The sequence below is a fragment of the Geopseudomonas aromaticivorans genome, from assembly GCF_019097855.1.
GTDB classification, from domain to species: Bacteria; Pseudomonadota; Gammaproteobacteria; order Pseudomonadales; family Pseudomonadaceae; genus Geopseudomonas; species Geopseudomonas aromaticivorans.
Genome location: NZ_JAHRGL010000062.1, coordinates 155,620 through 174,919, shown reverse-complemented (window position 1 = coordinate 174,919; position 19,300 = coordinate 155,620). Strand labels below are relative to the sequence as shown.

The following is a 19,300-nucleotide window of genomic DNA, read 5'->3' as shown; positions in this document are numbered from 1 at the left end:
TTACCCCCGCGCCGCACTCACCCCCTCAAGGGTGGCGAACGAGGTGTCCTTGGCGGTGAGCAGGAAGTCGCGCATGAAGGGCGCATCCAGCATGTCCGCGCGAATCCCCGCATACAGGGTCGCATACAGGCCCTTTTCCCCGAGTTTCTTCGCCGTCACGTAGCCGCGCGAGCTGTACTCGTGCAGCGCCCAGTTGGGCAGGCAGCTCACCCCGCGACCACTGGCCACCAGCTGCAGCATCATCACCGTCAGCTCGGCGGTGCGTATGCCGGCCGGCTCGACGTCGGCGGGGTCGAGGAAGCGGGTGAAGATGTCCAGGCGGTCGCGTTCCACCGGGTAGTGGATCAGCGTCTCGCCGGCCAGGTCCTCCGCGGTGACGTAGGCCTTGCTCGCCAGCGGATGCTGGTTGGCCACCGCCAGCTGCGCCTCGTAGGTGAACAGTGGCACGTAGGTGATGCCGGCCAGCTCCACCGGGTCGGAGGTGACCACCAGGTCGAGATCGCCGCGCGCCAGCGCCGGCAGCGGGGCGAAGGAGAAGCCGGAAGCCAGGTCCAGCTCGACCTCCGGCCAGGCATCGCGGAACTGGTCGATGGTCGGCATCAGCCACTGGAAGCAGCTGTGGCATTCGATGGCCATGTGCAGGCGGCCCGCAGTGCCCCCGGCGAGGCGCGCGAGATCGCGCTCGGCACTGCGCAGTTGCGGCAGGATCGCGTCCGCCAGCTGCAGCAGGCGCAGACCGGCGCTGGTGAAGCGCACCGGCTTGGTCTTGCGCACGAACAGCGACAGGCCGAGGCGCTCCTCGAGCTCCTTGAACTGGTGGGAGAGGGCGGACTGGGTCAGGTGCAGGCGCTCGGCGGCTTCCACCAGGCTGTCGGATTCGCGCAGGGCATGCAGGGTCTTCAGGTGGCGCAGTTCGATCATGATGGACTCGGCAGGGAGAGGTGCGCGCGGCGCATCCTACGGATGGTGGCGTTGGGGCAGGGTGCGCCATGCGCACCAGCTGGCCACAGATTGATCGTGAAGAAAAATACGGATCATTGAGAATATATTGAGTTTGTCTCATGCGGTGCCGGCTGTCGACAATGCCGGTCATTCACCAACATGGAGACAGACAAATGGCATTGGCGCACACCCTCGGCTTTCCGCGCATCGGCCGCGACCGCGAGCTGAAGAAAGCCCTCGAAGCCTACTGGCAGGGCGAGTTGGACGAAGCCGGCCTGCGCGCGGTCGGCCGCCAGCTGCGCGCCGCCCACTGGCAAATCCAGAAGGACGCCGGCATCGAGCTGCTGCCGGTGGGCGACTTTGCCTGGTACGACCAGGTGCTCAACCACTCCTTGCTGCTGGGCGTGGTGCCGGAGCGCTTCCGCGATGGCGAGGGCCGCGTCACCCTCGACACCCTGTTCGCCATGGCCCGCGGCGCGAGGGGTGGCTGCTGCGGCGGCAGCGGCACCCAGGCGCAAGAGATGACCAAGTGGTTCGACAGCAACTACCACTACCTGGTCCCCGAGTTCAGCCACGACCAGTCGTTCCGCCTGAGCTGGGAGCAGCTGTTCGAGGAAACCGCGGAGGCGCTGGCGCTGGGCCATGCGGTCAAGCCGGTGCTGATCGGCCCGCTGACCTACCTGTGGCTGGGCAAGGCCAAGAGCGCGGCTGCCGAAAGCGAAGGCTTCGACAAGCTGGAGCTGCTCGAACGGCTGCTGCCGGTGTACGGCGAGGTGCTCGGCCGTCTGGCGGCGCTGGGCGTGGAGTGGGTGCAGATCGACGAGCCGATCCTCGGCCTCGACCTGCCGCAGGACTGGAAGACCGCCTTCGAGCGCGCCTACAACCTGCTGCAGGCCCCCAAGCCGCAGAAGCTGCTGACCACCTACTTCGCCGGCCTGGAGGACAACCTCGGTCTGGCCGCCAACCTGCCGGTGGCCGGTCTGCACATCGACCTGGTGCGTGCCCCCGAGCAGTTCCCGGCGATCCTCGACCGCCTGCCGGCCTACAAGGTGCTGTCGCTGGGCGTGGTCAACGGGCGCAACGTCTGGCGCTGCGACCTGGAGCAGGCCCTGGCGGTACTGCGTGAGGCGCAGGCGCGGGTCGGCGACCGCCTGTGGGTGGCGCCGAGCTGCTCGCTGCTGCACTGCCCGGTGGATCTCGAGCGCGAAGACCAGCTGGACGCCGAACTGCAGGGCTGGCTGGCCTTCGCCGTGCAGAAGTGTGCGGAGGTGGCGACTCTCGCCCGCGCGCTGAACGCGCCGGACGCCCCCGAGGTGCAGGCCGCGCTGGCCGCCAGCCGCGCCGTGCAGCAGGCGCGCGCCCGCTCGCCGCGCATCCACAATCCGCGGGTGCAGCAGCGTCTGGCGGCGGTGACGGCGGCCGACAGCCGCCGCGCTTCGCCGTTTGCAGCGCGCATCGAGCAGCAGCGCGCGCGCCTGAATCTGCCGGCGTTCCCCACCACCACCATCGGCTCCTTCCCGCAGACCGGGGCGATCCGCCTGGCGCGCCAGGCATACCGGCTGGGCAAGCTGAGCGAGAGTGACTATGTGGAAGCCATGCAGGCGGAGATCCGCCATGCGGCGCGCGTGCAGGAGCAACTGGGCCTGGACGTGCTGGTGCACGGCGAGGCCGAGCGCAACGACATGGTCGAGTACTTCGCCGAGCAGCTCGACGGCTACGCCTTCACCCGCTTCGGCTGGGTGCAGAGCTACGGCTCGCGCTGCGTCAAACCGGCGGTGATCGTCGGCGATCTGAGTCGTCCACAGGCGATGACCGTGGAGTGGATCCGCTATGCGCAGAGCCTCACCGCCAAGCCCATGAAGGGCATGCTCACCGGGCCGGTGACCATGCTGATGTGGTCGTTCCCGCGCGAGGACGTCAGCCGCGAGGTGCAGGCGCGCCAGCTGGCGCTGGCCATCCGCGACGAGGTGCTGGACCTGGAGGCGGCCGGCATCGCCATCGTGCAGATCGACGAGGCGGCGTTCCGCGAGGGCCTGCCGCTGCGCCGCGCCGCCTGGCGCCACTATCTGGACTGGGCGGTGGACGCCTTCCGCCTGTGTTCCAGCGGCGTGGCGGATGCCACGCAGATCCACACCCACATGTGCTACAGCGAGTTCAACGACGTGATCGAGGCCATCGCGGCGATGGACGCCGACGTCATCACCATCGAGACCGCGCGCTCGCAGATGGAGCTGCTGGAGGCCTTCGAGGCGTTCGAATACCCCAACGAGATTGGTCCTGGCGTCTACGACATCCACTCGCCGCGGGTGCCGACGGTGGCGGAGATGGTCGCGCTGCTGGAGCGGGCCGCCGAGCGCATCCCCGCCGAGCGGCTGTGGGTCAATCCCGACTGCGGCCTGAAGACCCGCGGCTGGCCGGAAACCCTGGCGGCGCTGGGCAACCTGGTCGCCGCGGCGCGCCAGCTGCGCGACAAGGTGAGGGCGGCGGCTTAGGTCGGGGAGCGCTACTGGTAGGTAACGCTGCGCGGTTACCTCCCTACGGTTGGGTGCCGGAGCGGAAGCGCAGGGGTAGAAGACTCGCGCAGCGATCTTCTACCAGCCCCCCCCTGCCTAGGACATGATCGCAGGGGATCACGCCAGCACCGGCCCCGCCTGCTCGCGCTCGCGGATGCCCTGCTCGATGGTGGCGGCGAACCGCTGCAGCGCCGGCAGGTAGCGCTGGGCGGCCTGCTCGATGGTCATCGCCTTGAGCACGTAGACTAGGTTGATGCAGCCGTAGACCCGCTGTTCGCCGCAGATCGGCACAGCGATGGACGCGGTACGCTCCTCGGTGTTCCAGCTGCCGAAGTTCTCGCCGTAACCCAGGCGTCGGGTGCGGCGCAGCAGGTTGTCCAGCGCTACCGGGTTGCGCGCCAGGCGGCTCTCCTCGTCGTCGCGCTTGGCCAGCAGCTCGATGATGCGTTCGCGCTCGGCCTCCGGGCAGAACGCCAGGTAGGCCAGGCCGGTGGCGGTGATCAGCATCGGCAGGCGGCGACCGACCATCGAGCGGTGGAACGACAGGCGGCTGAAGCGGTGGGTGGTCTCGCGTACCACCATGGCGTCGACGTCCAGGGTGCACAGGTCGGTCGGCCAGTGCACCTCTTGCAGCAGTTCGGCCAGCAGCGGCGCGCCCAGCTCGGAAATCCATTGCTCGTCGCGAAAGCCCTCGCTCAGTTCGCGCACCTTGAGGTTGAGGCGGAAGCTGTCGTCCGACTCGCTGCGGCGCACGTAGCCCTCGTCCTGCAGGGTCTCCAGCAGCCGGCGCACCGTGGTGCGGTGCAGCCCGGTCAGCTCGGCCAGCCTGGCCGGACTGGCGCCGCCGTCCACCCGGTTGAGGGCGTTGAGGATCTGCAGGCCGCGAGTCAGGCCGCGTACGGTCTTGTATTCGGTTTCACGCGTGCCGCTCATCTGTCTGTCACCTGATCAAATCCGCCTTCGCCGTATTCAAGCATGCCTGCCGTCTGTCAGCCCGGATGCCGGAGCCGCGCTGTGCCAGCCCCTGCGCAGGGCCGGCCGGTGCCCGTTGCGCCAGCGCCCGGCGAGCCGGTTGGCGACGCTATCCGCCGGGGTGGATCGCTGTCAGACCCCCGGTGCAGAGCGGTCGAGGCGGTGGATCGGGCCGGGCAAGCACACCAGGGTCGGCAAAAAAACCTTTAAAAACAATATCGTGCACATAGTGCACGCAAGGATAGATAGTTTTTTTCCTTCCCGAGTCACGCCCCTAGAATGGCCGCCGTAGGTTCTGAACAAAAAACAACCAGGTGACGAGCCAGCCTGAGGGCGAGTGGTTTCCGGCAGCGCCAGTGCGGCGACACCGGCCAGCCACGGCAGCTTACCTGACACGTTGCACGTTGGTCGGCGGAGGCGGGTGGTCTCCGACGATCATGGAGGTTTCATGACTGTAAAACTTAAATGCCTGTCGCACACTCCCCTGCGTGGCCTCAATGATCCGGGCGCCGCAGTCGTCGCCGAAGTCGATGCGGCGCTGGCCAAGGCCCGTGCCGAGGTCGAGGCCTTCGATCCCGAGCTGATCGTGATCTTCGCGCCGGACCATTATAACGGCCTGTTCTACGACCTGATGCCTCCGTTCGTGATCGCCACCGCCGCCGAGTCGGTGGGCGACTACCTGACCCAGCCCGGCCCGTTGTCGGTGGCCAAAGACCTGGCCCTCGAGCTGACTCGCCATGTGCTCGACAGCGACGTCGATATCGCCCTGTCGCACCGCCTGCAGGTGGACCATGGCTGCACCCAGACCCTGGAAGAGCTGACCGGCAGCATCGACCGCTATCCGGTGATCCCGATCATCATCAACTCGGTGGCGCCGCCGTTCGCCCCCTATCGCCGGGTGCGCAAGCTGGGCGAGGCGGTGGGCCGCTTCATCGCCAAGCTCGACAAGCGCGTGCTGATCCTCGGTACCGGTGGGCTGTCCCACGAGCCGCCCGTGCCGCTGCTGGCCGACGCTCCCGAAGCGATCAGCGAGTTCCTCATCGCCGGGCGCAATCCGACCCCGGAAGCGCGGGCCGCCCGCCAGGCGCGCACCATCGCCGCCGGCAAGATCTACGGCACTGCCGAGTCGCTGCAGACCCCGCTCAATGCCGACTGGGACCTGGCCTTCATCGACCTGCTGGTGCAGGGCCGCCTCGACGAGATCGACGAGTTCAAGATCGAGGAAATCTCCAAGGCCGCCGGTCGTTCGGCCCACGAAGTGCGCACCTGGGTCGCTGCCTTCGCGGCGCTGGCCGCCACCGGTGCCTACTCCGCCCGCCAGGACTACTACCGGGCGATCAACGAATGGATTGCCGGCTATGGCGTTGTAAGCGCCGAGCAGAACTGAGCCCCCGTACGGGCTGCAGTTGTCCACAACAAGAGTGCGTCACCCGCCGCGTGTGCTGCGGAGAGAGAGGATTAGAAACATGAGCAACATCGACACCCAGATCCCCAGCGAAGCCGAAATCGTCGCCCGTGCCGAGGCGATGATCCCCTGGCTGCGCGAGAAGGCCGAGTCCTGCGAGAAGGCGCGCATGGTTTCCCGCGAAACCATCCAGGCCTTCCAGGAAGCCGGCTTCTTCAAGATCCTGCAGCCCAAGCGCTGGGGCGGCTACGAGATGCACCCCAACGTACTGAACAAGGTGCTGATGGAACTGGCCCGCGGTTGCCCGTCCAGCGCCTGGAACGTGATGGTGCTCGGTGTGCATCCCTTCGAGATCGGCCTGCTCGACCCGCGTTGCGGCGACGAGCTGTGGGGCGAGGACAACACCCGTCTGGTGTCCTCTTCCTACGCGCCCTTCGGCACCGTCACCCGCGTCGACGGCGGCTACCAGCTTAACGGCGAGTGGCTGACCTCCAGCGGTTGCGATCACGCTGCCGGCGGCGCCTTCCTCGGCGGCCGCGTGGTCAACGACGCCGGTCAGATGGAGTTCCGCTCGTTCTGGGTGCAGGCCAGCGATTTCGAGATCGTCGACGACTGGCATGTGGTCGGCCTGGCTGGCACCGGCAGCAAGAAGCTGATTATCAAGGAAGTGTTCGTACCGACCTATCGCAGCCACGTGATCGGCGACTACGACGAGCACTCCCACGGCCACGTCAACAACCTGTTCAAGATGCCGTTCTTCTACGTGTTCTACGCCGCCGTGTCCTCGGTGATCATCGGCATGGCGCGCGGCATGGTCGACCTTTATGTCGACCACATGAAGCCGCGTCAGAACCTCAACCAGGCCGTCGGTGCCGCGGTCAACGACCCGTTCATCAAGAGCCGCCTGGGCGAGGCCTACGCCAAGATCCTCGGCGCCACCACCCGTGTGCTGCATAACACCGAGGAAGCCTGGAGCTACGCTTCCCAGGGCCAGCTGGTGCCGCTGGAGGTGCGCGTGCGCCACTTCGCCACCAACCAGTTCACCGGCGGCGAGTGCTTCGATGCGGCGCACATGATCTTCAAGAAGACCGCCACCCGTGGCGTGTGGCTGAGCAGCCCGATGCAGCGGCAGATGCGCGACATCCTGGTCGGTGCCAACCACATCACCCAGAACCAGGACAACATCGGCGACCTGCTCGGCGGCCAGCTGCTCGGCAACCCGATGCCGGCGGCCAACCCGTTCGGCGTCAAGGCCTGATTCCGAGTCGGAACTGATGGGCGGGCCAAAGAGCCCGCCCACATCTGCCCGCTGCGTGAGAGCTACTGTCGTGAGCAAAGAAATCAATCAACTGCTGGACTGGATCCCCAACGCCGACCTCGCCACCCTGCCGGTGGTGAGCGCCGACGACCACCGTGTCGGTATGCGCAACCTAGCCGCCGCCGTCACCATCATCACCGCGCGCGATGGCGATACCCATCTCGGCCTGACCGCCACCGCGGTGTGCTCGGTGACCGCCGAGCCGCCGCGCCTGGTGGTGTTCGTCAACAAGAAGGTCGCCGCCAGCGAGGCGATCCTCAACAGTGGCGCGCTGTGCGTCAACGTGCTGTCCGGCGAGCAGGAGCACGAAGCCAAGGTGTTCGCCGGCATGGTCGAGGGCGTGCACGGCGAGGCCCGCTTCCAGCATGGCCAGTGGCACGACCTGGCCAGCGGCGTGCCGGTACTCGATGGCGCCGTGGCCAACTTCGACTGCCGCGTGGTCAAGGTCTTCGATGAAAGCACCCACCACGCCTTCCTGTGCGAGGTCCTGGCCACCCGCGGCCAGCCGGGCGGCGAGCCGCTCCTGTACCTGAACGGCGCCTTCCGCCGCCTCGCCCCCCAAGCCTGATTTCGAGGAACCAGTCCAATGACCGGCACTACCCTGAGCGAAGCCTCCACCAGCAAGTTCGTGCGTATCCAGGACGGCGAGCTCGACCTGAACATCCACTACAACGACTGCGGCGAAGGTGCGGAAACCGTGGTCATGCTGCACGGCTCCGGTCCCGGCGCCAGCGGCTGGGCCAACTTCAACCGCAACATCGAGCCGCTGGTGGCCGCCGGCTACCGGGTGATCCTCATGGACTGCCCGGGCTGGAGCAAGAGCGACTCGATCGTCTGCACCGGCTCGCGTTCCGACCTCAACGCCCGCGTGCTCAAGGGTCTGGTCGATGCGCTGGAGCTGGACCGCGTGCACATCCTCGGCAACTCCATGGGCGGCCACAGCGCCGTCGCCTTCGCCCTGGCCAACCCCGAGCGTGTCGGCAAGCTGGTGCTGATGGGTGGTGGCACCGGCGGAGCCAGTCCGTTCACGCCGATGCCGACCGAAGGCATCAAGCTGCTGCAGGGCCTGTACCGCGAACCGACCATCGACAACCTGAAGAAGATGATGAACGTCTTCGTCTTCGACACCAGCGACCTCACCGAGGAGCTGTTCCAGGCCCGTCTCGACAACATGCTCAACCGTCGCGACCACCTGGAAAACTTCGTCAAGAGCCTGGCGGCCAACCCCAAGCAGTTCCCGGACTTCAGCCCGCGCCTCGCCGAGATCAAGGCGCAGACCCTGGTCATCTGGGGCAGCAACGATCGCTTCGTGCCGATGGACACCGGCCTGCGCCTGCTCGCCGGCCTGCCCAACGCCGAACTGCACGTGTTCAACCGTTGCGGCCATTGGGCGCAGTGGGAACACGCCGACAAGTTCAACCGCATGGTGCTGGACTTCCTGACCCACTGATCCGCTGATCCACCGGCGCGCTGGGGCGCCGGCCCGTTTTGCGGTCGCCGCGGCCACCAGCTGCGGCCGGCTTACCTTGCCCGTACCGTCCGTCACCCGCCTTATCGGGGACGCGGCTGATACGGGCTTTTTTGTCTGGAAAACTCTTTAAAAACAACGATGTGCACTAGGTGCACATGTGGAGTTGTTTTCGTTGTCGGGGTTTTTCAGCCGTTCCTATACTCCGCGCACAACTATGCCCGCCGGCAGGGGAGGTCGTGAACCCGGTTCAAGATCTCCCTTTCCGGCTGGCCGGCGACAGCCACTGTCCGCCGATTTTGCAGTGGAGCGTCAGCTCCGGCCTGACTTGCGCGCATCCCGAGGTAAGCCATGAGCGTTACTCAACAGACCCTGGAACAACTGGCCAGCGCCCTGCGCGAGGCCGAGGCGAGCGGGGTGGCCGTCGAGCCGCTGCGCGAGCTGATCGGCGTGGACAACGGTGCGGCGGCCTACGCCATCCAGCGCCTCAACATCGCCCACGGCGTGGCCAACGGCCGCCGCGTGGTCGGTCGCAAGATCGGCCTGACCAATCCCAAGGTGCAGGCCCAGCTCGGCGTCGACCAGCCGGACTTCGGCACCCTGTTCGCCGACATGGGCTACGGCGACAACGAGGTGGTGCCGTTCAACCGCGTACTGCAGCCGAAGATCGAGGCCGAGATTGCCCTGATCCTCGACAAGGACCTGCCGCGCGCCGACACCACCTTCGCCGAGCTGCTCGACGCCACCGGCTGGGTACTGCCGGCGCTGGAGATCGTCGGTTCGCGCGTGCAGAACTGGAACATCCGCTTCGTCGACACCGTGGCCGACAACGCCTCCAGCGGCTGCTATGTGCTCGGTGGCCCGGCGCGGCGCATCGCCGACGTCGATCTGCGTCTGGCCGCCATGCGCATGACCCGCAATGGCGAGGAAGTCTCCAGCGGCAGCGGCGCCGAGTGCCTCGGCCATCCGCTGAACGCCGCCGTGTGGCTGGCGCGCACCATGGCCCGTCTGGGCGAGCCGCTCAAGGCTGGCGACGTCATCCTCACCGGCGCCCTCGGCCCGATGGTGGGCGTGGCTGCCGGCGACCGCTTCGAAGCCGAAATCGAAGGCATCGGCCAGGTCGGCGTCAGCTTCAGCGCCGCGTGATTTCCTCGCCCCACCCGGGTGCAGCAGAGAGACCAAACATGAAAAAACTCAAAGTCGCCATCATCGGCTCCGGCAACATCGGCACCGACCTGATGATCAAGATCCTGCGTAACGGCAAGAACCTGGAAATGGGCGCCATGGTCGGCATCGACCCGGCCTCCGACGGCCTGGCCCGCGCCGCGCGCATGGGCGTGGCCACCACCCACGAGGGTGTCGAAGGCCTGACCCGCATGGACGTGTTCAAGGACATCGACTTCGTCTTCGACGCCACCAGCGCCGGCGCCCATGTGAAGAACGACGCCTTCCTGCGCTCGCTCAAGCCCGGTATCCGTCTGATTGACCTGACCCCGGCGGCCATCGGTCCGTACTGCGTGCCGGTGGTCAACCTGGAAGAGAACCTCGCCGAGACCAACGTCAACATGGTCACCTGCGGCGGCCAGGCCACCATCCCGATGGTCGCTGCGGTATCCCGCGTGGCCAAGGTGCACTACGCCGAGATCGTCGCCTCCATCGCCTCGAAGTCGGCCGGCCCGGGCACCCGCGCCAACATCGACGAGTTCACCGAGACCACCTCCAAGGCCATCGAGGTGATCGGCGGCGCCGCCAAGGGCAAGGCGATCATCGTCATGAACCCGGCCGAGCCGCCGCTGATCATGCGCGACACCGTGTTCGTGCTGTCCGAAGCGGTCGACCAGGCGAAAGTGGAAGCTTCCGTCGAGGAAATGGCCCAGGCCGTGCAGGCCTACGTGCCGGGCTACCGTCTCAAGCAGAAGGTGCAGTTCGACGTGATCCCCGAGGACGCGCCGCTGACCATCCCGGGCCACGGCACCTTCTCCGGTCTGAAGACTTCCGTGTTCCTCGAGGTGGAGGGCGCCGCCCACTACCTGCCGGCCTACGCCGGCAACCTCGACATCATGACCTCCGCCGCGCTGGCTACCGCCGAGCGCATGGCTCTTTCCATGATCAACGGCTGAGGAGCACTGCCATGACCTTCGACCCGAGCAAGAAGCTGTACATCTCCGACGTGACCCTGCGCGACGGCAGCCACGCCGTGCGCCACCAGTACTCGATCCAGAACGTGCAGGACATCGCCCGTGCCCTGGACGAGGCGAAAGTGGACTCCATCGAGGTGACCCACGGCGACGGCCTGCAGGGCTCCTCGTTCAACTACGGCTTCGGCGCGCACACCGATCTGGAGTGGATCGAGGCCGCCGCCGACGTGATCAAGCACGCGAAGATCACCGTGCTGCTGCTGCCCGGCATCGGCACGGTCCACGATCTGAAAGCCGCCTATGACGCCGGCGCCCGCTCGGTGCGCGTGGCCACTCACTGCACCGAAGCCGATGTGTCGAAGCAGCACATCGAATACGCACGCAGCCTGGGCATGGACACCGTCGGCTTCCTGATGATGAGCCACATGATCCCCGCCGAGCAGTTGGCCGCGCAGGGCAAGCTGATGGAAAGCTACGGCGCGCAGTGCATCTACATGGCCGACTCCGGTGGCGCGATGAACATGCAGGACATCCGCGACCGCATGCGCGCGTTCAAGGCGGTGCTCGATCCGCAGACCCAGACCGGCATGCACGCCCACCACAACCTCAGCCTCGGCGTGGCCAACTCGATTGCCGCGGTGGAGGAGGGTTGCGATCGCATCGACGCCAGCCTGGCCGGCATGGGCGCCGGCGCCGGCAATGCGCCGCTGGAGGTGTTCATCGCCGCCGCCGAGCGCATGGGCTGGAACCACGGCACCGACCTGTACCGCCTGATGGACGCCGCCGACGACCTGGTGCGTCCGCTGCAGGACCGTCCGGTGCGCGTCGACCGCGAGACCCTCGGTCTCGGCTATGCCGGGGTCTACTCCAGCTTCCTGCGTCATGCCGAAGTGGCCGCGGCCAAGTACGGTCTGAAGACCCTCGACATCCTCGTCGAGCTGGGTCGCCGGCGCATGGTGGGCGGCCAGGAAGACATGATCGTCGACGTCGCACTGGATCTGCTGGCCGCGGGCAAGGGCCACTGATCCGTTCCTGATCAACAGCGACCAGCTACCTGAGGGTAACTGGTCGTTTTTTGTGCACTCTAATAAGAAAAGAATAGGTAGACCGATATGAAAACCTGCACTGCGGAAGCTGTTTCTCAAACTGCCGCCGGGGCGTCGCACGACAGCCGCCGTACCTGGCTGACCATCGCCCTGTGCTTTGCCGTCGCCATACTGGAAGGCATCGACTTCCAGGCGCCGGGCATCGCCGCCAAGGGCATGGGCATTGCCTTCGGCCTCGACAAACTGCAGATGGGCTGGGTGTTCAGTGCCGGCATCCTCGGTCTGCTGCCCGGCGCCCTGGTTGGCGGCTGGCTGGCCGACCGCATCGGCCGCAAGGGCGTGCTGATCGCCTCGGTCGCGCTGTTCGGTATCTTCTCCATCGCCACCGCCCATGCCTGGGACCTGTACAGCCTGATGGGCGCGCGCCTGCTGACCGGCATCGGCCTCGGTGCCGCGCTGCCCAACCTGATCGCCCTGTGCTCGGAGGCTGCCGGCGCGCGCCTGCGCGGCACCGCGGTGAGCCTGATGTACTGCGGCGTGCCGCTGGGCGCGGCGCTGGCGGCGATGATCGGCATCGTCGGCTTCTTCGACGACTGGACCGTGCCGTTCTACGTCGGTGGCGTGCTGCCGCTGCTGGTGGTACCGCTGCTGGCCCTGTGGCTGCCGGAGTCGGCGGCCTTCAAGGCCCGCAAGTCCGCGGCCAACCAGGAGCCGCAGGTACCGGTGGTCGACGGTCTGTTCCGCAACGGCGCGGCGCTGCCGACCCTGCTGCTGTGGCTGGCCTACTTCTTCACCCTGATGGTGGTGTACATGCTGATCAGCTGGCTGCCGAGCCTGCTGGTCGGCCAGGGCTTCAGTGGCGTGCAGGCCAGCTGGGTGGTGTTCACCCTGCAGATCGGCGCTACCGTCGGCACCCTGATGCTCGGCGTGCTGATGAACACCCTGCGTCCGCTGGCGATCGCCGCGCTGATCTACGGCGGCCTGCTCGCCGCGCTGGCGGCCCTCGGCATCGTCGAGAGCTTCGTCGGCATGCTGTTCGCCGGTTTTGCCGCCGGCGTGTTCGCCACCGGCGGCCAGGGCGTGCTGTATGCGCTGGCACCGCTGTTCTACCGCACCGAAGTGCGCGCCACTGGCGTCGGCACGGCGGTGGCGGTCGGTCGCCTGGGCGCCATGAGCGGCCCGCTGGTGGCCGGCAAGATGCTGGCGCTGGGCACCGGCACCGCCGGGGTGATGATCGCTTCGGCGCCGGGCCTGGTGGTGGCCGGCATCGCGGTGTTCTACCTGTTCGTGCGTTCGCGCAAGCAGTCCGTCTGAGCCAGCTCCGGCGTCGCCCGCGGGCGATGCCGGAGCCGTTCCGGCACGCCGACTTGCAGGCCGCCGCAGGGGCGCACCCCCGCAACAACCTGGCTGCACGGTGAGCGTGCCCCCGGATCGAGCGCAATCAACTGACCTCACCCCCGCACGAGCGGCGGGTGCTGGCGTTCTGCGCATCGTCTTGACCCATGGCGCTGTTCCCCTGGACTCCCGTGACCGGAGTGTAGGGGCAATGGCTGTCGATAAAGCCTGCGTCCGGTGCAGGCTGTAGTGACACAACAATAAAAGGAGCAACCCCATGCACTTCAAGCGCACCCTCATCGCCAGCGCCATCCTCTGTGGCCAGGTGGGACTGGCCCAAGCGGGCGGATACGTCGAGACCCTACCTGCGGCTGCGGGTTGGCCGTCAGGAAAAGTGGCGCGGGCCCAAGCGGGCGGCTTCGTCGAAGGCAGCAAGGCCACCCTGACCCTGCGCAACTACTATTTCGACCGCGACTTCCGCTCCAACAACCCGAACCTCCCCGCCAGGATCAACGACGTATCGCAGAGCCAGGCCTGGGCGCAGGGCCTCATTCTGCGCATGGAGTCCGGCTTTACCGAAGGCCCGGTAGGCTTCGGCCTCAACGTGCTCGGCACCGCCGGTTTCAAGCTCGACGGCGGCCCTGGCCGCACCTTGCTCGGTAACGATCTGCTGCCGTCTGATCCGGTTACCAATGAGCCGGGCGACAACTACTCCGAGCTGGGCCTGACCGCCAAGGCCAAGATTTCCGCCACCGAGCTGCAGGTTGGCACCCTCAGCCCGACCCTGCCGGTGCTCCTGTCGGTACCGACCCGCCTGTTCACGCCGACCTTCCGTGGCGCCTACTTGCGCTCGGATGAACTCGACAACCTGACCTTGCATCTCGGTCACATCGACCGCATGAATGTCCGCAACTCGAGCAACTACGAGCCGCTGCGGGTCAATGGCCCGTACGGGCGCTTCAATGAAGCGGCCGAGTCGAACAGGTTCGACTTCACCGGCCTCGACTATCGCTGGTCGGACAGCCTGGTCACCAGCTACAACTATGCCCAGCTGAAGGAAATCTACCAGCAGCATTACTTCGGCCTGGTCCACACCCTGCCACTGTCTGAGGGCAGCAAGCTGAAAACCGACCTGCGCTACTTCAACAGCCGAGAGGATGGCGAGGCGCGCGCCGGCAAGGTGGACAACCAGAGCCTCGGCCTGCGGTTCAACTGGCTGACTGGGCCGCACTCGCTGATGGTCGGCTACATGCAGCAAAGCGGCGACAGCGCGCAACCCTTTATCTATCGCACTGACGTGCACGTGCACTCCGAGCTGGCAATGACCTCCGACTTCGTCAATCCTGACGAGCGGACATTGGGCGTACGCTACGACTACGACTTTGTCGCGCTTGGAGTCCCGGGGCTGCGCGGCATGCTGCGCTACATCCACGGCGACAACATCGAACTGCCGGGCGTCGATCACCGCGCCAGCGAGATCGAGCGTGGCGTCGAGCTGGCCTACGTGGTGCAGTCTGGTTCGTTGAAGAACCTCGGCCTGCGCTGGCGCTACGCCAGCAACCGCAACGATTACTTCCGCGACATCGACGAGACCCGGATCAACATCGACTACACCCTGGCCCTCTGGTAAGCCGCAACTGGCGTCCGGGCCGTCGGGGCCCGGACGCTCTCATCGCGCCGGTCGCTTGGTTGCGCTGTCGTCGAGACGCAACAGGGGCGTGGCATAAGACGGGGCCAGCCGTTCGTGGACGATCGCTCTGACCTGTTCGGCCGCTTCGCCGTGCTGTGTTTGCAGGTAGCGCACCAGCCGCTGCTGTTGCATGGGGCCGAGGAACAGGCCGAGCTTGCTGCGGCGCCAGAGGATGTCCTCGGCGCTACGTGCCCATTCCTCGCGGCACAGGTAGTCCACTTCGCAGGCGTACAGGCCGGCGCCGAAGTTCTCGCCCATGTCCATCAGGCAATGCACGTCCTCCAGCAGCTGCCAGGCACGGGTGCCGTAGCTGCCGGCCCAGCGCCGGGCCAGATCCGGCGACAGCCAGCCGTGGCTGTCGCACAGGTCCTCGGCCAGTTTGCTCACCGAGTCCAGCTCTTCGGCACCGGGTAGCTTGCTGCTCGCGGTCCAGGCCGGCTGCAGGTGCGGGAAGAACGGTGCCAGCTGCTCCAGTGCGGCTTCGGCCAGCTTGCGATAGGTAGTCAGCTTGCCGCCGAACACCGACAGCAGCGGGGCGCTGCCGTGCTCGCTGGCCAGTGCCAGGTGATAGTCGCGGGTGATGGCCGAGGGGTTGCCGGCCGCATCGTCGTACAGCGGGCGCACCCCGGAAAAGTGGCTGACGATGCTGTTGCGGCTGATCTGCTGGCGGAAGTGGGCGTTGACCACCGCCAGCAGGTAGTCGATCTCTTCGTCACTGATCTGTACCGCCGCCGGATCGCCGTGGTATTCGCGGTCGGTGGTGCCGATCAGACTGAAGCGTTGCTGGTAGGGCAGCACGAAGACGATGCGCCCGTCCTCGTTCTGCAGGATGTAGGCCTGTTCGCCGTCGTGCAGGCGCGGCACCACGATGTGGCTGCCCTGGATCAGGCGCAGATGCTGGGTGCTCGACTGGTGCAGGGTCTCCTGGAGGAACTGCTCGACCCAGGGACCGGCGGCGTTGACCAGCGCGCGGGCGCGCAGCGACAGCAGGCTGCCGTCCTCGCGCTCCAGATGCAGATGCCACAGGCCCTTGCTGCGCCGCGCGCCGACGCAGCGAGTGCGCGGGTGGATGTGCGCGCCATGCTCGCGGGCACTGATGGCATTGGCCACCACCAGGCGGGCATCGTCGACCCAGCAGTCGGAGTACTCGAAGCCTTCGGCGATCTCGGCCTTGAGCGGGCAGCCGGGGCCGAAGGTCAGGTGGCGCGAGCCCGGCAGGCTGTGCCGCACGCCGAGGTGATCGTAGAGGAACAGCCCGGCGCGGATCATCCAGGTTGGCCGCAGGTGCGGGCGGTGCGGGAGGACGAAGCGCAGCGGGCGCACCAGGTGCGGCGCCATGTTCAGCAGCACCTCGCGCTCGCCGAGGGCTTCGCGCACCAGGCGAAATTCATGGTGCTCCAGATAACGCAGACCGCCATGGACCAGCTTGCTGCTGGCCGAGGAGGTGTGGGCGGCGAGATCGTGCTGCTCGCAGAGGAACACCGACAGGCCACGTCCGGCGGCGTCGGCGGCGATGCCGCAACCGTTGATGCCGCCACCGATCACGGCGAGGTCGTAGACCTCGGCCAGCGGTGCGGAGATAGGCTGGGATGCTGTCATGATGGCTGAGCCTTTGGTCTTGTTGTCTTGCCCATTGGAGCGGGCCGGCTGGGAGGGCTGCGCGGTCCTTGCTGCCCCACGGATGGCTTTTGCGTTACCTTCCTTCCATTCTGGTCCGTTTTCGTGAAGCCAACATGACCCCCGCCATAGATCTGTTGAAGAAAGTTCGCGCCGTTCACACCGTGCACAGTTACAGCCATGACCCCAAGGCGCCGTCCTACGGCCTGGAGGCGGCGGAGAAGCTCGGGCTGGAACCGGCGCGGGTGTTCAAGACGCTGCTCGCCGCCAGCGAGAAGGGCGAGCTGCTGGTGGCGGTGGTGCCGGTGGCCGGCACCCTGGACCTCAAGGCGCTGGCCCAGGCGGCGGGGGTGAAGAAGGCGGACATGGCCGATCCGGCGGCGGCGCAGCGTGCTACCGGCTATCTGCTCGGCGGCATCAGTCCGCTGGGCCAGAAGAAACGCCTGCGCACCTTCATCGACGCCTCGGCGCAAGCGTTCCCGACCGTGTTCGTCAGCGCCGGTCGGCGCGGGCTGGAGGTGGAGCTGGCGGCCGCCGTGCTGGCAGAGCATTGCCAGGCCAGCTTCGCCGCCATCGGACGCGAGTAGGGGCCGGCCGGCCCCATTCGGCTGGTGGATCAGGACTCGTTCTGCATGTGTATGGTGTAGGCGGCCGTCAGCGCCTGCATCTGGCCGAGCAGGGTTTCGGTGGTGATGGTGATCACCGTAGGCACGTAGCGGCCATCTTCGGAGAGGTGAAAGCCGACCCGCGAAAACTGCCACTGCGCATCGGCCTTGTTCAGGGCGGCACTGATCTCGCGGGTGTTCTGCTTGGCGCTCTGTAGCTCGCTGAGGGCGGTGCCGAACTCGCTTACCGCCTGGTTGAACTGCTGGTCCAGGTTGTCGATCGGCAGGTGCCAGCTGCGTGCCAGGTACAGCTTGGCGATGCGCTGGCTGAGCATGCGCTGGCGGCCGCTGCGGTTGACCAGCCAGGCGCTGCTGCTGCCGGTATGCCGCTCGATCATCTGCACCACCTTCTCACACTGTGCCAGCAGCTCGTCGCTCAAGGCCAGCAGCTGGACGGCGCTGGTCTTGTCCGGGCGTTTCAGGGCCAGCTCGCGATAGCTCTGCCAGAGGCTGCCGGTTTTATCCAGCTCGCGACGGATATCGCCGCTGGGGGCGTACTCGATCAGGGCCAGATGGTTCTGCTCGAAACTGGCCATGCTCTGGTCGAGCTGCTCGTTGCCCACATCGCTGCGCACGTCGGTGCCGATCATCAGGTAGCTCTTGGCGATGCGCTGGCTGAGCATGCGCTGCATGCCGGACAGGTTGGTCGCTTCGGCATCGCTGATCGCCGCCCAGCCGGGCAGGCTGAGCGGCAGCAGGGCCAGCAGCAGGACGCTGCGCAGGAAGATCGATAGGGTACGCATGGGCAATGCTCCTTTGCTCGGTGGCGGTGTCTGCGTCATCCGTACGCAGTCCCGCTCTGGTGGTCCGTGGTATCGGGGCGCCTGAGCGCACTGGCCTGGGTGTCCGATAAAACGACCGGCATAAAAAAACGCCACAATCCTGCCGCCCGGCGAAGGGTGGCGGATGGTGACGTCGTTGTCGGTGCGCAGCACGCCGTTGTGCCGGGCGGGGATCAGTCAAGCAGGATGTGTGCCAGCACGGGTGACGCCTGGGCGCACGCTGTTGCGGTGGGTGCCGGTGGTAGCTGGCAGGATGGCAGCCCCGTTCTGAGGCGCGGCTGCCTTGCGGCGGTGCGGGGCGCCGGAGCGTCAGCCGACGCGGCTTTCCGCCAGGGCCTGGGTGGCCACGCTGCCTTGGGCGGGGAAGGCGACCAGATGGTCGGCGGCGACGCGGATGCCGATGTCCTCGCCGACCCGATGATCGGCATGGCTGGCGAACAAGGCCTCAAGGTGGGTGCCGGTGGCCAGCTGCAGGCGGTACAGGGTGGCGGCGCCGAGGAAGCTTTTGCCAACGATGCGCGCCTGCAGCGCGCTGTCCGGCGCGTGGACGATGTCGTCCGGGCGCAGCAGCATGTCCACCGCGGTGCCTGGTGCCCACTGGTAGGCGCGGTTGCCGCGGATCACGCCGAGCTCGGTCTGCACCGTGTCGTGGCTGAGCATCTGGCCGCGCACGAAGTAGCCCTGGCCGATGAAGCTGGCGACGAAGGGGGTCAGCGGCTCGTGGTAGAGGTTGAACGGCGTATCCCACTGTTCCAGGTGGCCGTCCTTGAACACGCCGACCTGGTCGCTGACGGCGAAGGCCTCCTCCTGGTCGTGGGTGACCAGGATGGCGCTGGTGCCGCGCGACTTGAGGATCTCGCGCACCTCGTGGCTGAGGCGGCGGCGCAACTCGACGTCGAGGTTGGAGAACGGCTCGTCAAGCAGCAGCAGGCGCGGCTCCGGTGCCAGCGCGCGGGCCAGGGCTACGCGCTGCTGCTGGCCGCCGGACAGCTCATGGGGATAGCGTTTGCCGAGGGCGCCGAGATTGACCAGCTCGAGCATCTCGGCGGCGATGCGCTCGCGCTGCGGATGCTGGCGGATGCCGAAGGCGATGTTCTCGGCCACCGTCAGGTGCGGGAACAGGGCGTAGTCCTGGAACACCATGCCGATGCGGCGCTTTTCCGGGGCGAGGGTATAGCCGGGGCGGGAGATCACTTCACCGGCCAGCTCGATGCTGCCTTCTTGCACGGGTTCGAAGCCGGCGATGGCGCGCAGGGTGGTGGTCTTGCCGCAGCCCGAGGGGCCGAGCAGGCAGCCGATGTCGCCGGCATTCAGGTGCAGACTGATGTTCTGCACCACCCGCTGTGCCTGGTAGCCGCAGACCAGATTGCGCAGGTTGAGCAGCAGGTGGTTGGGCATCGGGCGCTTCC

General features: G+C 67.0%; 15 protein-coding genes and 1 pseudogene. 11 read left to right on the top strand and 5 right to left on the bottom strand.

Annotated features, from left to right (window positions below; translation table 11 throughout):
* Entirely contained in the window at window positions 1-921 is a 921-nt protein-coding gene (metR, locus tag KRX52_RS18115) for a transcriptional regulator MetR (RefSeq protein ID WP_217683128.1), read from the bottom strand.
* A gap of 194 nt (window positions 922-1,115) precedes the next feature.
* On the opposite strand from metR, the gene metE reads away from it, so the two are divergent.
* On the top strand, window positions 1,116-3,434 hold the full coding sequence (metE, locus tag KRX52_RS18110) for a 5-methyltetrahydropteroyltriglutamate--homocysteine S-methyltransferase (RefSeq protein ID WP_217683127.1): 2,319 nt from the start codon (window positions 1,116-1,118) through the stop codon (window positions 3,432-3,434).
* A 138-nt stretch (window positions 3,435-3,572) separates the two neighbouring features.
* Here metE and KRX52_RS18105 read toward each other — a convergent pair whose 3' ends face one another.
* Complete coding sequence (locus KRX52_RS18105; RefSeq protein WP_217683126.1) at window positions 3,573-4,388, bottom strand: DNA-binding transcriptional regulator; 816 nt, start codon at window positions 4,386-4,388, stop codon at window positions 3,573-3,575.
* Between the two features lie 487 nt (window positions 4,389-4,875).
* On the opposite strand from KRX52_RS18105, the gene KRX52_RS18100 reads away from it, so the two are divergent.
* The 9 genes from KRX52_RS18100 to KRX52_RS18060 all read left to right on the top strand — a co-directional run bounded on the left by KRX52_RS18100 (window position 4,876) and on the right by KRX52_RS18060 (window position 14,767).
* Entirely contained in the window at window positions 4,876-5,814 is a 939-nt protein-coding gene (locus KRX52_RS18100) for a 3-carboxyethylcatechol 2,3-dioxygenase (RefSeq protein WP_217683125.1), read from the top strand.
* A gap of 79 nt (window positions 5,815-5,893) precedes the next feature.
* Window positions 5,894-7,090 carry an acyl-CoA dehydrogenase family protein gene (locus tag KRX52_RS18095; protein ID WP_090313562.1) on the top strand — a complete coding sequence of 399 codons (1,197 nt, stop codon included), beginning with the start codon at window positions 5,894-5,896 and terminating at the stop codon, window positions 7,088-7,090.
* A gap of 70 nt (window positions 7,091-7,160) precedes the next feature.
* Window positions 7,161-7,718 carry a flavin reductase family protein gene (locus tag KRX52_RS18090; RefSeq protein WP_217683124.1) on the top strand — a complete coding sequence of 186 codons (558 nt, stop codon included), beginning with the start codon at window positions 7,161-7,163 and terminating at the stop codon, window positions 7,716-7,718.
* Between the two features lie 18 nt (window positions 7,719-7,736).
* Entirely contained in the window at window positions 7,737-8,600 is an 864-nt protein-coding gene (locus KRX52_RS18085; protein ID WP_217683123.1) for an alpha/beta fold hydrolase, read from the top strand.
* A gap of 369 nt (window positions 8,601-8,969) precedes the next feature.
* The gene (mhpD, locus tag KRX52_RS18080) at window positions 8,970-9,764 is read left to right on the top strand and encodes a 2-keto-4-pentenoate hydratase (protein WP_217683122.1); all 795 of its coding nucleotides are present in this window, start codon (window positions 8,970-8,972) and stop codon (window positions 9,762-9,764) included.
* 38 nt (window positions 9,765-9,802) lie between these two features.
* Window positions 9,803-10,738 carry an acetaldehyde dehydrogenase (acetylating) gene (locus KRX52_RS18075; RefSeq protein WP_217683121.1) on the top strand — a complete coding sequence of 312 codons (936 nt, stop codon included), beginning with the start codon at window positions 9,803-9,805 and terminating at the stop codon, window positions 10,736-10,738.
* Window positions 10,739-10,749: 11 nt separating this feature from the next.
* On the top strand, window positions 10,750-11,781 hold the full coding sequence (gene dmpG, locus KRX52_RS18070) for a 4-hydroxy-2-oxovalerate aldolase (protein WP_217683120.1): 1,032 nt from the start codon (window positions 10,750-10,752) through the stop codon (window positions 11,779-11,781).
* An 87-nt stretch (window positions 11,782-11,868) separates the two neighbouring features.
* Window positions 11,869-13,116, top strand: coding sequence for a 3-(3-hydroxy-phenyl)propionate transporter MhpT (gene mhpT, locus KRX52_RS18065; protein ID WP_217683119.1), 1,248 nt, complete (start codon window positions 11,869-11,871; stop codon window positions 13,114-13,116).
* A gap of 298 nt (window positions 13,117-13,414) precedes the next feature.
* On the top strand, window positions 13,415-14,767 hold the full coding sequence (locus tag KRX52_RS18060; protein ID WP_217683118.1) for an OprD family porin: 1,353 nt from the start codon (window positions 13,415-13,417) through the stop codon (window positions 14,765-14,767).
* 138 nt (window positions 14,768-14,905) lie between these two features.
* Here the strand turns inward: KRX52_RS18060 and glpD are convergent.
* A pseudogene (gene glpD / locus KRX52_RS18055) lies at window positions 14,906-16,426 on the bottom strand (glycerol-3-phosphate dehydrogenase); the annotation flags it as partial.
* A gap of 134 nt (window positions 16,427-16,560) precedes the next feature.
* Here glpD and ybaK point away from each other — a divergent pair.
* Window positions 16,561-17,031 (top strand): Cys-tRNA(Pro) deacylase, encoded by a 471-nt coding sequence (gene ybaK, locus KRX52_RS18050; RefSeq protein WP_217683116.1) that lies wholly within the window; start codon window positions 16,561-16,563, stop codon window positions 17,029-17,031.
* 29 nt (window positions 17,032-17,060) lie between these two features.
* Here ybaK and KRX52_RS18045 read toward each other — a convergent pair whose 3' ends face one another.
* Both KRX52_RS18045 and KRX52_RS18040 read right to left on the bottom strand, forming a co-directional pair.
* Window positions 17,061-17,852, bottom strand: a complete 792-nt coding sequence (locus KRX52_RS18045; RefSeq protein WP_217683115.1) for a type IV pili methyl-accepting chemotaxis transducer N-terminal domain-containing protein — start codon at window positions 17,850-17,852, stop codon at window positions 17,061-17,063.
* Window positions 17,853-18,200: 348 nt separating this feature from the next.
* Entirely contained in the window at window positions 18,201-19,289 is a 1,089-nt protein-coding gene (locus KRX52_RS18040) for an ABC transporter ATP-binding protein (protein WP_217683114.1), read from the bottom strand.
* Window positions 19,290-19,300 lie beyond the last annotated feature (11 nt).

Coding starts and splice junctions, on each gene's coding strand:
- metR (WP_217683128.1), bottom strand. CDS start 921: ATGATCGAACTGCGCCACCTGAAGACCCTGCATGCCCTGCGCGAATCC.
- metE (WP_217683127.1), top strand. CDS start 1,116: ATGGCATTGGCGCACACCCTCGGCTTTCCGCGCATCGGCCGCGACCGC.
- KRX52_RS18105 (WP_217683126.1), bottom strand. CDS start 4,388: ATGAGCGGCACGCGTGAAACCGAATACAAGACCGTACGCGGCCTGACT.
- KRX52_RS18100 (WP_217683125.1), top strand. CDS start 4,876: ATGACTGTAAAACTTAAATGCCTGTCGCACACTCCCCTGCGTGGCCTC.
- KRX52_RS18095 (WP_090313562.1), top strand. CDS start 5,894: ATGAGCAACATCGACACCCAGATCCCCAGCGAAGCCGAAATCGTCGCC.
- KRX52_RS18085 (WP_217683123.1), top strand. CDS start 7,737: ATGACCGGCACTACCCTGAGCGAAGCCTCCACCAGCAAGTTCGTGCGT.
- mhpD (WP_217683122.1), top strand. CDS start 8,970: ATGAGCGTTACTCAACAGACCCTGGAACAACTGGCCAGCGCCCTGCGC.
- KRX52_RS18075 (WP_217683121.1), top strand. CDS start 9,803: ATGAAAAAACTCAAAGTCGCCATCATCGGCTCCGGCAACATCGGCACC.
- dmpG (WP_217683120.1), top strand. CDS start 10,750: ATGACCTTCGACCCGAGCAAGAAGCTGTACATCTCCGACGTGACCCTG.
- mhpT (WP_217683119.1), top strand. CDS start 11,869: ATGAAAACCTGCACTGCGGAAGCTGTTTCTCAAACTGCCGCCGGGGCG.
- KRX52_RS18060 (WP_217683118.1), top strand. CDS start 13,415: ATGCACTTCAAGCGCACCCTCATCGCCAGCGCCATCCTCTGTGGCCAG.
- ybaK (WP_217683116.1), top strand. CDS start 16,561: ATGACCCCCGCCATAGATCTGTTGAAGAAAGTTCGCGCCGTTCACACC.
- KRX52_RS18045 (WP_217683115.1), bottom strand. CDS start 17,852: ATGCGTACCCTATCGATCTTCCTGCGCAGCGTCCTGCTGCTGGCCCTG.
- KRX52_RS18040 (WP_217683114.1), bottom strand. CDS start 19,289: ATGCCCAACCACCTGCTGCTCAACCTGCGCAATCTGGTCTGCGGCTAC.